Source organism: Ideonella sp. sgz306126 (assembly GCF_056032705.1).
On sequence record NZ_JBVYWP010000001.1, the window covers coordinates 730,637 to 743,430 of the forward strand.

At 69.6% G+C, this 12,794-nt stretch carries 13 protein-coding genes; 10 read left to right on the plus strand and 3 right to left on the minus strand.

Annotation, left to right across the window (positions count from 1 at the left end):
• Positions 1-12: 12 nt before the first annotated feature.
• The 10 genes from AC0N04_RS03350 to AC0N04_RS03395 all read left to right on the plus strand — a co-directional run bounded on the left by AC0N04_RS03350 (position 13) and on the right by AC0N04_RS03395 (position 9,736).
• Positions 13-1,668: a thiamine pyrophosphate-binding protein gene (locus AC0N04_RS03350; protein WP_474278604.1), complete on the plus strand. Its 1,656-nt coding sequence runs from the start codon at positions 13-15 to the stop codon at positions 1,666-1,668.
• 25 nt (positions 1,669-1,693) lie between these two features.
• Positions 1,694-2,503, plus strand: a complete 810-nt coding sequence (locus AC0N04_RS03355; RefSeq protein WP_474279050.1) for an aspartate dehydrogenase — start codon at positions 1,694-1,696, stop codon at positions 2,501-2,503.
• Complete coding sequence (locus AC0N04_RS03360; RefSeq protein ID WP_474278606.1) at positions 2,500-3,996, plus strand: aldehyde dehydrogenase; 1,497 nt, start codon at positions 2,500-2,502, stop codon at positions 3,994-3,996. Before AC0N04_RS03355 ends, AC0N04_RS03360 begins: the two co-directional genes overlap by 4 nt.
• A gap of 72 nt (positions 3,997-4,068) precedes the next feature.
• Positions 4,069-4,566 (plus strand): cupin domain-containing protein, encoded by a 498-nt coding sequence (locus tag AC0N04_RS03365; protein ID WP_474279052.1) that lies wholly within the window; start codon positions 4,069-4,071, stop codon positions 4,564-4,566.
• A 37-nt stretch (positions 4,567-4,603) separates the two neighbouring features.
• Positions 4,604-5,560 carry a VOC family protein gene (locus AC0N04_RS03370; RefSeq protein WP_474278608.1) on the plus strand — a complete coding sequence of 319 codons (957 nt, stop codon included), beginning with the start codon at positions 4,604-4,606 and terminating at the stop codon, positions 5,558-5,560.
• A 7-nt stretch (positions 5,561-5,567) separates the two neighbouring features.
• Entirely contained in the window at positions 5,568-6,803 is a 1,236-nt protein-coding gene (locus AC0N04_RS03375) for an NAD(P)/FAD-dependent oxidoreductase (protein WP_474278610.1), read from the plus strand.
• A 28-nt stretch (positions 6,804-6,831) separates the two neighbouring features.
• Positions 6,832-7,146 (plus strand): non-heme iron oxygenase ferredoxin subunit, encoded by a 315-nt coding sequence (locus AC0N04_RS03380; protein ID WP_474278612.1) that lies wholly within the window; start codon positions 6,832-6,834, stop codon positions 7,144-7,146.
• Positions 7,147-7,183: 37 nt separating this feature from the next.
• The gene (locus AC0N04_RS03385) at positions 7,184-7,516 is read left to right on the plus strand and encodes a recombinase-like helix-turn-helix domain-containing protein (RefSeq protein WP_474278614.1); all 333 of its coding nucleotides are present in this window, start codon (positions 7,184-7,186) and stop codon (positions 7,514-7,516) included.
• Positions 7,517-7,535: 19 nt separating this feature from the next.
• Positions 7,536-8,579 carry an aromatic ring-hydroxylating dioxygenase subunit alpha gene (locus AC0N04_RS03390; protein WP_474278616.1) on the plus strand — a complete coding sequence of 348 codons (1,044 nt, stop codon included), beginning with the start codon at positions 7,536-7,538 and terminating at the stop codon, positions 8,577-8,579.
• Positions 8,580-8,728: 149 nt separating this feature from the next.
• Positions 8,729-9,736 (plus strand): porin, encoded by a 1,008-nt coding sequence (locus AC0N04_RS03395; protein WP_474278618.1) that lies wholly within the window; start codon positions 8,729-8,731, stop codon positions 9,734-9,736.
• Between the two features lie 91 nt (positions 9,737-9,827).
• On the opposite strand, the gene AC0N04_RS03400 is transcribed toward AC0N04_RS03395, so the two are convergent.
• The 3 genes from AC0N04_RS03400 to AC0N04_RS03410 all read right to left on the minus strand — a co-directional run bounded on the left by AC0N04_RS03400 (position 9,828) and on the right by AC0N04_RS03410 (position 12,671).
• Positions 9,828-10,412: a CBS domain-containing protein gene (locus AC0N04_RS03400; RefSeq protein WP_474278620.1), complete on the minus strand. Its 585-nt coding sequence runs from the start codon at positions 10,410-10,412 to the stop codon at positions 9,828-9,830.
• A gap of 229 nt (positions 10,413-10,641) precedes the next feature.
• Positions 10,642-12,366 (minus strand): cation acetate symporter, encoded by a 1,725-nt coding sequence (locus AC0N04_RS03405; protein WP_474278622.1) that lies wholly within the window; start codon positions 12,364-12,366, stop codon positions 10,642-10,644.
• Positions 12,363-12,671 (minus strand): DUF485 domain-containing protein, encoded by a 309-nt coding sequence (locus AC0N04_RS03410; RefSeq protein WP_474278624.1) that lies wholly within the window; start codon positions 12,669-12,671, stop codon positions 12,363-12,365. The genes AC0N04_RS03405 and AC0N04_RS03410 overlap by 4 nt, the downstream gene beginning before the upstream one ends.
• Positions 12,672-12,794 lie beyond the last annotated feature (123 nt).

The following is a 12,794-nucleotide window of genomic DNA, read 5'->3' on the forward strand; positions in this document are numbered from 1 at the left end:
AAAACCACCCCCATGAAAGTCACGGTCGGATACGTCATCGCGGCCTTCCTCGAGCGCTGCGGCGTCAAGGCCGCCTTCGGCGTGATCTCCATCCACAACATGCCCATCCTCGATGCCGTGGCCGAGCGCGGCGCGGTGCGCTTCATTTCGGCGCGCGGCGAGGCCGGCGCCACCAGCATGGCCGACGCCTGCGCCCGCACCACCGGCACGCTGGGCGTGGTCATCACCAGCACCGGCACCGCGGCCGGCAATGCCGCCGGCGGCATGGTGGAGGCGCTCACCGCCGGTACGCCGCTGCTGCACATCACCGGGCAGATCGAGACGCCTTACCTCGACCGCGACCTGGCCTACATCCACGAGGCCCCCGACCAGCTCAGCATGCTGCAGTCGGTGTCCAAGGGCGCTTGGCGCGTGCGCAGCGCCGAGACCGCGCTGGCCACCTTCCAGCAGGCGGTGCAGGTGGCGCTGACCGCGCCGAGCGGCCCGGTCAGCGTCGAAGTGCCGATCGACATCCAGGCCGCGCTGATCGACCTGCCCGACGATCTGGAGCCGCTGGCCGTGCCGGTGCAGCAGCCCGAGGCCCGCGCGATCGAGCGCCTGGCCGAGGCGCTGGCCCAGGCCCGCCGCCCGATGCTGTGGCTGGGCGGCGGCGCGCGCGGCGCCACTGCGGCGGTGGCCCGGCTGACGGCGATGGGCTTCGGCGTCGTCACCACCACCCAGGGGCGCGGCATCGTGGCCGAGCGCCATCCGCTGTCGCTGGGTGCCTACAACCTGCAGCCGCCGGTCGAGACGTTCTACGGCAGCTGCGATGCGATGCTGGTGGTCGGTTCGCGCCTGCGTGGCAACGAGACGCTGAAATACCAGCTCAAGCTGCCCCAGCCGCTGTACCGCATCGATGCCGATCCGAGTGCCAACGGCCGCTGCTACGAAAGCCGCCAGTTCGTCTGCGCCGACGCCGCACTCGCGCTGCACGCGCTGGCCGACCGCCTCGAAGGCCGCATGAAGGTCGATCCGGCCTTCGCCGCCGACCTGCGCCAGGCTCACGACCGGGCGGTGGCGGCCCTGCGCGACGGCCTGGGCCCCTACGCGGCCCTGGTGGACGCGGTGCAGGCCGCCGCCGGCGAGCGCTTCAACTGGGTGCGCGACGTGACCATCTCGAACAGCACCTGGGGCAATCGCGAGCTGCGCCTGAATGGCCCGCGCGACGGCGTGCATGCGCTGGGCGGCGGCATCGGCCTGGGGCTGGCGATGGCGATTGGAACGGCCATCGGTGCAGCCCAGCACGACACCGGCAAGAAGACCCTGCTGCTCAGCGGCGACGGCGGCTTCGTGCTGAATCTGGGCGAGCTGGCCTGCGCCGCACAGGAGAAGGCCGACTTCACCGTGGTCCTGATGAACGACCGCGCCTACGGCGTGATCAAGAACATCCAGGACGCGCAGTACGGCGGCCGCCGCGTCTACGCCGATCTGCACACGCCCGATTTCGCGCAGATCGCCAGCGCGCTGGGCATCGCCCATCGCCGCGTCGACACACTGGCCGCCGTGCCGGCGACGCTGGCCGAACTGGCCGGCCGGCCCGGCCCGAAGCTGCTGGAAGTGGACATGCTGGCCATCGGCGGCTTCAAGTCGGCCTTTGCCGGTCCGCCGGTGAAAACCAAGGGGGCCTGACATGGCACACCAAGCCCACCCCGGAATGCGCCGCATCGCGATGATCGGCTGCGGCGCCATCGGTGCCGCGGTGCTGGAGCTGCTGCAGGACGACCCGTTGCTGACGGTGACGCAGATCATCGTACCCGCCGCCAGCTTCGATGCGGCGCGGGCCACCTGCGCTCGGCTGGCGTCTCAGGCCCGGCTGCTCGGCGCGCTGGACCTGGACGGTGGCGACGCGCCCGACCTGGTGGTCGAGTGCGCCGGCCACGCCGCCGTCGAAGACCATGTGCTGCCGGCGCTGCGGCGCGGCATTCCGGCGGTGGTGGTCTCGATCGGCGCGCTGCACGAGGCCCAGGCCCTGGCCGAGCTGAACGACGCGGCCGCGCTGGGCGGCACCCAGGTGCACCTGGTGTCGGGCGCGATCGGCGGCATCGACGCGCTGGCCGCGGCACGCTTCGGTGGCCTGCAGAGCGTCGAGTACATCGGCCGCAAGCCACCGCAGGGCTGGCGCGGCACGCCGGCCGAGGCCTTGTGCGACCTGGGCCATCTGAGCGAGCCGTTCACGCTGTTCCAGGGCACGGCCCGCGAAGCCGCGCGGCGGTACCCGAAGAACGCCAACGTCGCCGCCACGGTGGCGATGGCCGGGCTGGGTTTCGACGCCACCCGCGCGACGCTGATCGCCGACCCGGCCGTCACGCGCAACGTGCACCGCATCGTCGCCAGCGGCGCCTTCGGCCGGCTCGACCTGGTGCTGGAGAACGAGCCGCTGGCCGCCAATCCCAAGACCTCGGCTCTCACGGTGTTCAGCATCGTGCGGGCCATCCACAACGCCTCGGACGCGATCTCGATATGAGCGACCCCCTGCAACCCCTGCTGCCGCGCCGCGCGCTGCCGATCTGCGTCGGCGGCGAATGGCGGCTCGGCCGCGGCCATGCCTACGCCAGCCTCTACCCGGCCGACGGCAGCGTCACTGCCGAGCTGTGCGCGGCCAGCGCCGACGACACCGAAGAGGCCATCCAGCGCTCGCACGAGGCCTTCAGCCGCAGCGACTGGGCCACGCGGGCGCCGCACGAGCGCGCCGCGGTGCTGTTCCGGGTTGCCGAAGGCATCCGCGCCCGGCGCGAGGAGCTGGCGCAATGGCAGCGCCGCGACAACGGCAAGCCGATCAACGAGACGCGCGCACTGGTCGACAGCGCGGCCGGCACCTTCCAGTTCTTCGCCGCGGCCTGCGAGACGCTGGAAGACCCGATCACGCCGCAGCGCGGCGCCAGCCTGACGATGAGCACCCACGAGCCGATGGGCGTGGTCGCGGCGATCACGCCGTGGAACTCGCCGATCGCCAGCGAGGCGCAGAAGATGGCGCCGGCGCTGGCCGCGGGCAACGCGGTGGTGGTCAAGCCGGCCGAGATCACGCCGCTGATGGCGCTGGAGCTGGCGCGCATCTGCGAGCAGGCCGGCGTGCCGCGTGGCATCGTCAGCGTGCTGCCGGGCAAGGGCTCGGTGATCGGCGACCTGCTGGTCAAGCACCCGCTGGTGCGCCGCGTGTCGTTCACGGGCGGCACCGTCACCGGCCGGCGCATCGCCCACGTGGCGGCCGACAAGATGATGCCGGTGTCGCTGGAGCTGGGCGGCAAGTCGCCCACCATGGTGCTGGACGACGCCGACCTGGACCACGCGGTGGCCGGCGTGCTCTACGGCATCTTCAGCAGCTCGGGCGAATCGTGCATCGCCGGCTCGCGGTTGTTCGTGCAGCGCCGCCTCTATGCCGAGTTCCTGGACCGCCTGGTGGCCGGCGCACGCGCGCTGCGCGTCGGCGACCCGGCCAGCGAACGCACCCAGATGGGCCCGCTGGTCAGCGAGGCGCACCGCGCATCGGTCGAGAGCTACGTGGCGCGCGGACTGGCCGACGGCGGCCGGCTGCTGACCGGCGGCCAGCGCCCGGTCGGCGAGGGCCGCGAGGCGGGCAGCTACTACCTCCCGACCATCATCGACGGCCTGCGCAACCCGCAGGCGATCTGCCAGGAGGAGATCTTCGGCCCGGTGCTGGTGGCGCTGCCCTTCGACGACGAGGACGACCTGGTCGCCCAGGCCAACGACAGCGTCTACGCGCTGGCCGCCGGCATCTGGACGCGCGACTACCGCCGCGCCTGGCGCATCGCGCGGCGCGTGCAGGCCGGCACGGTCTGGATCAACACCTACAAGCAGTTCTCGATCTCGACGCCCTTCGGCGGCTGGAAGGACAGCGGCGTGGGCCGCGAGAAGGGCCGCCTCGGGATCCTCGAATACATGGAACAGAAGAGCCTGTACTGGGGCCTCAACGACGCGCCGCTGCCCTGGGCGCAATGACTTCATCGCAAGGAGCAATTCATGAGCACCGCCACCGCCACCACGACGCCGAAATACCACCCGCCCGAGGGCATGAACCTCGCGCAGTGGCTCAAGACCCGTGTCGCCACCCGCGCCACGCGCAGCTACGACTGGAACGCGCTGAAGTTCCAGGCCGACTTCGACCCCAAGTACCGCCGCGCCCAGATGCGCTACGTGGGCACCGGCGCCACCGGCGTCGCCAGCGATGCCAATACCGTGCCGGCCGAGCACTTCACCTTCTCGACCATGATCCTGCCGGTGGGCGCCGAAGGACCGCTGCATCTGCACGAGGATGCCGAGGAGGTGTTCTTCGTGCTGCGCGGCAAGGTGCGCCTGATCGCCGAACTCAACGGCGAGACCTGGTCCATGGAGGCCGGCCACCGCGACCTGATCTCGTGGCCGGTGGGGGTGTACCGCGGCGTGCAGAACATCGGCGATGAAGAGGCGCTGATGTGCGTCATCGTCGGCAGCACCCAACCCGAGACCCCGACCTATCCGGCGGATCACCCGCTGTCCAAGATCGATCGCAAGAAGGCCAAGGCGGCCTGAGGCCGGCGCGCGGCCGTTCGTTTCCCGGAGCATCAGCATGAGCATTCAAGGCATCGACGAGATCACCTACGGCAGCGCCGACCTGGCCGCCTGCCGCCGGTTCTTCAGCGACTGGGGACTGCGCCTGGTCGACGAGGACCCGCAGCGCCTGGTCTTCGAGTCGCTCAACGGCTGCCGGGTCAACGTCGCGCAATCCGACACACCGGGCCTGCCGGCCGGCCTGGAGCCCGACCCGACGATGCGCGAGGTCGTCTGGGGCGTGGAGGATGGCGCCACCCTGACGGCGCTGCGTGCGAAGCTGTCCGGCCAACCCGGCTTCGTGGATCAGGGTGCGCGCATCGGCTGCACCGACCCGAACGGCCTGGCGGTGCGCTTCCAGGTCAGCGTCAAGCACGCGGTGGACGTCCAGGGGGCGCCGTCCAACACCTGGGACCGGCGGCCGCGCGTCGACCGACCCGGCGCGGTGTACGAGCGCGCCACACCGATCGAGGTCGGCCACGTGGTGTTCTTCGTCGCCAACCTGAAGGCCACCCAGGCGTTCTACGAGTCGATCGGCTTCGTGGCGTCGGACCGCTACCCCGAGCGTGGCACCTTCCTGCGCTGCGCCCCGCGCGGCGGCCACCATGATTTGTTCCTGCTGGCCACTCCCGACGGCAGGCGCGGTCTGAACCACGTGGCCTTCACGGTGCGCGACATCCACGAGGTGTTCGGCGGCGGCCTGCAGGTCAGCCGCTGCGGCTGGGAAACCCAGCTCGGCCCGGGCCGCCACCCGATCTCGTCGGCCTACTTCTGGTACTTCCGCAGCCCGGCCGGCGCGCTGTGCGAGTACTACGCCGACGAAGACGAGCTGACCGAAGCCTGGCAGGTGCGCGACTTCGAACCCGGCCCGACGGTGTTCGCCGAATGGGCCATCGAAGGAGGCATCGACGGCCACACCCGGCGCCAGATCGGCCGCAAGGCCGACGGCAAGTTCCTGACCGACAAGCGCGATTGAAACTGACATGAGTGACTCCCGTTGCTTCGTTGTCGTCGGCGCTGGCCAGGCCGCCCGCTGGGTGGTGCTGACGCTGCGTGCCGACGGTTACACCGGCCGGATCGTCTGGCTGGGCGACGAGCCCCAGCGTCCCTACGACCGGCCACCTCTGTCCAAGGCGGTGCTCAAGGGCGAGGCGGACCTGGCGCAGCTGATGCTGATCCCCGACGAAGCCTTCGCCGCGCTGGCGGTCGACTTCCGGCCCAGCACCTCGGTCACGGCGATCGACCGCACGGCCAGGGCGCTGCGCACGGCCGACGGCCAGACCATCGCCTACGACGCGCTGTTCCTGGCCAACGGCGGGCGCGCCCGCATGCTGCCGGGGCTGGCGCCGCACCCGCGCGTGCTGGCGCTGCGCACCTGGGCCGACGCCCAGGCGCTGAAGGCCGCGCTGGCCGGCGCCGGGCGCGTGCTGGTGCTGGGCGGCGGCTGGATCGGCCTGGAGGTGGCGGCCTCGGCGCGCCGCATGGGCCGGGAGGTGACCGTGCTCGAAGCGGCGCCGCGCCTGTGCGTGCGCACCGTGCCGCCCTGCGTGTCGCAGCACCTCGCCGACCTGCACACCCGCCACGGCGTGGCGCTGCGCCTGGGTGTGGCGGTGCAGGCGGTGACGCCTGGCGAGCAGGGGGTCGAGCTGCAGCTCGCCGACGGCCAGCGCCTGAGCGGCGACCTGCTGGTGGTGGGCATCGGCCTGGTGGCCAACGACGCGTTGGCCGCCGAGGCCGGTCTGGCCACCGACAACGGCGTGCTGACCGACGCATCGGGCCGCACCGGCGACCCGGCCATCTTCGCGGTGGGCGACGTGGCCAACGCCTTGCGCGCCGATGGCCAGCGCGTCCGCATCGAATCCTGGGAGAACGCGCAGCGTCACGGCGTGGCGGCGGCCAAGGCGGCACTGGGCCTGGCCCACGACCCCAACGCCGAAGGCCCGACCTGGTTCTGGTCCGACCAGTACGACGACAACCTGCAGGTGCTGGGCCAGCCGCTGGGGAGCCAGCGCGTCATCGAGCGCCAGGTGTCGGCCAAGGGCCAGCGCCTGTTCTTCTTCTGCGAGGGTGCGCGCATCCGGGCGCTGGCGGCGGTGAATGCCGGCCGCGAGCTCAAGCTGGTGCGCAAGTGGATGCGCGAAGACCGCTTCCCGCCCCTCGATCAGCTGGCCGATGCCGGCATCGAATTGAGCAAGTTGCCGCTGAGTGCAGCGGCCTGAACCCACGAGCGAGACAGGAGTGAACGCAATGAGTGAATGGACCGACGTCGGCGCCCGCCAGCAGGTGGACGGCGACAACCCGCTGGCCGCCAGCGTGGGCGAGCTGAAGGTGGGCGTGTTCGAAGTGGACGGCGAGCTGCACGCGGTGGAAGACGTCTGCCCGCACGCCTACGCGCTGCTGACCCAGGGCTTCCAGGACGGCGCCGAAATCGAATGCCCACTGCACAACGCCGTGTTCAGCGTGCTCGACGGCCAACATCTGCGCGGCGAACCCTGCCGCCATCTCAAGACATTCCCGGTCCGTGTGGTGGACGGCCGGGTCCAGGTGAGCGTCGCTGCGTGAGCCGCCCGCCATCCCATCCCCTCCACGGAGACATGACATGAACTACGCGATCCGCGACGACAACACCCTGGACGTCGACTTCAACCCGCACATGACGCCTTGGGAGAAGCCGAACCCGAACAACGTGGCCGGCAAGGGCTCGGTCGAGACCCCGGGGCAGGCGCCCAATTTGATCTGGCAGCACCGTGCCGCGCCGCCCTCGGCCTACGAGAACGCGCTGGGCGATGCGCTGGAAAAGGTCTTCGAGGCCGGCGCCACCGAGTTGACCGACGTGGTCCAGGCGCTCAACCGCCTGGGCGTGCGCATGCCCGACGGCCAGGACTGGACGCCCGCGCTGTTCGAAGCCGAAATGGCCCGCCTGGGCGCCTGATCTTCACAAGGACACGATGATGGACACCACGAACAAGGACCCGGCCGTCGAACGCGAGGCCGCCCGCATCCTCGACACCGGTCTGCGCAATCTCTGGCACCCGGTGGCCCCCAGCTGGCAGGTGGGCAACACGCCGGTGGGCGTGACCCGCCTGGGCGAGCGCATCGCGCTGTGGCGCGACGCCGAAGGCCAGGTGCACGCGATCGAGGACCGCTGCCCGCACCGCGGCGCCCGACTGTCGCTGGGATGGAACCTGGGCGAACGCCTGGCCTGCTGGTACCACGGCATCGAGCTCGACCAGGACGGCGTGGTGCGCTCGGTGCCGGCGGTCAAGAACTGCACGCTCGAAGGCAAGAAGTGCATCCGCTCGTACCGGGTGCAGGAGCGCGCCGGTGCGATCTTCCTGTGGTTCGGCCTCGACCCGAAGGCCGAGCCCGCCGAACTGTCGCTGCCCCCGGAACTGGAAGGCGACGACTGGTCGCGCTTCCTGTGCGTCTCGAACTGGAAGGTCAACTACCGCTACGCGGTGGACAACGTGATGGATCCGATGCACGGCACCTACCTGCACGCGGACTCGCACTCGATGGCCGATGGCGACAAGCAAGCCGACATGCGCGCCCGCAAGACGGAGACCGGCCTGATCTTCGAGAAGACCACGCAGCAGGGCGTGAACTTCGACTGGGTCGAGCTGGCCGACACCGGCGGCCTGTGGCTGCGCCTGTCGATCCCGTACCGCAAGCGCTTCGGACCGGGTGGCTCGTTCTTCATCATCGGCTTCGCGACGCCGGTGGACGAGCACAACTGCCAGGTCTATTTCTGGCGCTGCCGCAAGGTCGACGGCTGGCAGCGCGACGTCTGGCGCTTCTTCTATCGCAACCGCCTCGAGGGCCTGCACTGGGCCGTGCTGGAGCAGGACCGCGTCGTGCTGGAGACGCTGCCGGCCGATGCGCGCAAGCAGGAGTTCCTGTACGAGCACGACGTGGGCATGGCCCGCGTGCGCCGCCTGCTGGAACAACGCGCGATGGAGCAGGCCAAGACGCTGGTGGCGCACCAGGCCGCCTGACGCGGAAGCGCCCCCCCCCAAGCGGCCCCTCGGGCCGGCCAACGAAACGCGACGAGACGGGCGGGGATGGACGCCTCGTCGTGCCCTTCCCTGCGTGGCCGCAAGGCCCCGCCGCCATCCCGCGCCCCTATCCAAAGGACAAGAGAGACATGAAGCATTTCCGAATCCAAGCCCAGGTGCTTGCCACCACGGTGCTGGCGCTGACCAGCGGACTGGCCGCTGCGCAGAGCACGGTGCAGGTGTATGGCCAGGTCGACGTCAGCGCCGGCTCGTTCCAGGCGCCCGGCGCCGCGCGCGATAAGCGGGTCGAGTCGGGTGCGATGTCAGGCAGCTATCTGGGCTTCAAGGGCAGCGAGGACTTGGGCGGGGGGCTGTCGGCGCTGTTCGCGATGGAGTCCTTCTTCCAGGCCAACACCGGTGCCGCAGGCCGCACTATCCCGAACGACCCGTTCTGGTCGCGCAGCGTCTGGGCCGGACTGAAGGGCAACGCCGGTCAGGTGCGCATGGGCCGCATGACCACGCCGCTGGCGGTGTCGACCTTCGTGTTCAACCCGCTGGGCGACTCGTTCGATTTCTCGCCCATGGTGCGCACTTTCTTCGGCGCCACCGGCAAGGTCGCCGGGGACACTGGATGGAGCAACTCGGTCGCCTACACCTCGCCGAACTTCGGCGGCGCCACCGTCAATCTTCAGCACGCGTTCGCGGTCTCGCCCAACGGAAGCAACACCGGTGCAAGTGTGATGTATTTTGGCGGTCCGCTGGCCCTGACGGCCGTGGCCCAGCAGGTCGGCTCGCCGTTCGCCAGCGGCAAGCAAACCGCCTACCAGCTCGGCGCCACCTACGACTTCGGCGTCGCCAAGGTCTACGCGCTGTTGGGCCGGGTCGAGGAAGGCGCGACCGGCAAGCCAACCGCCAACAGCCACAACGACCTGGGCAACCTGGCGGCACGCATTCCGGCTGGCCCGGGATCGGTGATCGCCGGCTACGGCCAGTCCCGTACCGGCGGCGCGCTCACCGGCAAGCGTGAACACACGCTGCTGGGCTACGACATGGCCTTGTCCAAGCGCACCACGGTGTACCTGCTCGCCCTCCACGACAAGCTGACCGGCACCGGTACCGGCAACAGCATCGCCCTGGGCATGAAGCACAACTTCTGACACCGGAGCGCGCAGACTGAGGCCGCACGGCTGCGCGGCAACCGTGCGGCCCGTGGGCATCGCCGCGCAGGCTCGCGGCGATGTCCGCCGGTCAGCGTCCCAGCGAAGACTCCAGCTCGGCGAAGTTGTTCGAGTGCAGGTCGGCGCCGATCGGCATGCCGAGCGCGGCCTCGATGTGGCGGGCCGAGAACACACCGCGCAGCACCGGGCGTTCGGCGTGCGGCTCGATCACCAGCAGGTAGCGCAGGCTGTGCTCGCGCAGCGTGGCCACCACGTCGCCCAGGCGGGCGTGGTTCAGTTCGGCCACGTTCGCCACCTGCCATGCCGAGGCCGGGGTCATGACGTGCTGCACCACCAGGTCGTCGTGCTTGATGTGGTCGGCCAGCGCGCGCTGCACCGGCTTCTCGCCTTGCAGGTCGTCGCGGCTGACCATGCCGAGCACCTCGCCGTCGACGCCGCTGACCAGGGCCATGTGGACCTGCGAGCGCAGCATCACGTTGAGCGTGGCGTCCAGGCCGTCCATGTGGTCGACCACCACGCAGGGGCCTTGGCGAAAATCGGTCATCTGGACCAGGGCCGGATCGGCCAGCGCCGCCGGCGCCGTGATGGGCGCCAGCGCCGGGGCGGCACTGACGCCGGTCAGGGGTAGCGAGTGGTATTGCGCAGACAGTGACATCTCAACTCCATTCAGACAGAAGCAGGTGTTGGGGATCTTCGGCTCGTCGCACCGGAGGTGCCCGGCGCACGGCGGAATTCTCGGCCAGATTTTGGGCCGCCAGGCATCAGGGATGCATAAAGACGCCCCTCTTTTGCCGAGCCTAGGGGGCCGACGGGCAAAAAAAACCCGGGCACGGGCCCGGGTGGGTGACGCGGGCGCCCGGTGGGGCGCCCGCGTGACAGGTCGCTCAGTGACCCGAAGAAACGCTGGCACCGAGGCCGGTTTCCGAGCGCACCTGCTGCGCTGCAAAGGCCTCGCGCTCCTTGGCGGCCTGCGGGCTCTTGTCGAGCACGCTGAACAGCCAGATGCCGACGAAGGCGATGGTCATCGAGAACAGCGCCGGCGAGGTGTAGGGGAACAGCGCCGAGCCCTTGGGGTTGTGCAGCACCGCTTCCCACACCGACGGCGAGACCACCGTCAGGCCGACCGACGAGATCAGGCCGAGGAAGCCGCCGATCACGGCGCCCTTGGTGGTGCAATCCTTCCACAGCACGCTCATGAACAGCACCGGGAAGTTGGCCGAGGCGGCGATCGCGAAGGCCAGCGAGACCATGAACGCGATGTTCTGCTTCTCGAACGCGATGCCCAGCACCACGGCGATGATGCCCAGGAACACGGTGGTGATGCGCGACATCTTCAGCTCGGACGCGCTGTCGGCCTTGCCCTTCTTGAACACCGTGGCGTAGAGGTCGTGCGAGACCGCCGAGGCGCCCGACAGCGTCAGGCCCGAGACCACCGCGAGGATGGTCGCGAAGGCCACCGCCGAGATGAAGCCCAGGAAGACGTTGCCGCCGACCGCGTTGGCCAGGTGGATGGCCGCCATGTTGTCACCGCCCAGCAGCTTGCCCGCGGCATCCTTGAACTGCGGGTTGGCGCTGACCAGCACGATCGCGCCGAAGCCGATGATGAAGGTCAGCACGTAGAAGTAGCCGATCCAGGTGGTGGCCCAGAACACCGACTTGCGAGCTTCCTTGGCGTTGGGCACCGTGAAGAAGCGCATCAGGATGTGGGGCAGGCCGGCGGTGCCGAACATCAGCGCCATGCCGAACGAGATCGCCGAGATCGGGTCCTTCACGAAGTTGCCCGGGCCCATGATGGACAGGCCCTTCTTGGCCGCGCCGGCGATGGCTTCGGGCGTCTTGGCCGCGGCCAGCGCAGAAGCGGTCTTGATTTCCACCGCCTTGGCGAACAGCGCCTCGGGGCTGAATCCGAACTGCGACATCACCATGAAGGCCATGAAGGTGGCACCCGCCAGCAGCAGGCCGGCCTTGATGATCTGCACCCAGGTGGTGGCCGTCATGCCACCGAACAGCACGTAGACCATCATCAGCGCGCCGACAATGATCACGGCGTAAAGATAGTCCAGCCCGAACAGCAGCTTGATCAGCTGGCCGGCGCCCACCATCTGCGCGATCAGGTAGAACGCGACCACGACCAGCGTGCCCGAAGCCGCGAAGGCGCGGATCGGGGCCTGCTGGAAGCGGTAGGCGGCCACGTCGGCAAAGGTGAACTTGCCCAGGTTGCGCAGCTTCTCGGCCATCAGGAAGGTGATGACGGGCCAGCCGACCAGGAAGCCGATCGAATAGATCAGGCCGTCGTAGCCGTTGGCCATCACCGCCGCCGAAATACCGAGGAAGGACGCCGCCGACATGTAGTCGCCGGCGATCGCCAGGCCGTTCTGGAAGCCGGTGATGCCGCCGCCGGCGGTGTAGAAGTCGGACGCCGAGCGGGTCTTGGCGGCCGCCCACTTGGTGATGAACAAGGTGCCAACCACGAACAGCGCGAACATCGAGATCGCGGTCCAGTTGGTGGCCTGCTTCTGGGTTTCGCCCAGGTCGGGACCGGCCGCCAGCGCGGCGCCGCCGACCAGCAGCGCAGCCAGGGCGATCAGGACTTTGGAACTGCGGCTCACTTGGTCGCCTCCTTCAGGATTTGTTCGCTCAGCGCGTCGAATTCGTTGTTCGCACGGCGCACGTACAGGCCGGTGATCAGGATGGTGAAGACGATCACGCCGAAGCCGATCGGAATGCCCACCGTGGTCACGCCGGCGCCGATCGGCTGCGCCAGAAAGGCCTTGTCGAAGGCGATGTAGCCGATGTAGCCGTAATAGACCACCATCATGATGATGGTCAGCATCCAGCCGTAGCTCGTGCGCGTGCGCTTGAGCTGCTGGTACTTGGGGTTGGCCTGGATTCGGGCCACCATGGGGTCTGTCATGTCTCACTCCTGTTCAATGCTGAATGACCTACGAACGGCGAAGCGCCGGCGAGCCAATGCGCAGCGCAGTGTGGGAGGGCTGCCTGACCGCTAACTGACCCACGCCCCCCGGAGCAACCCTAG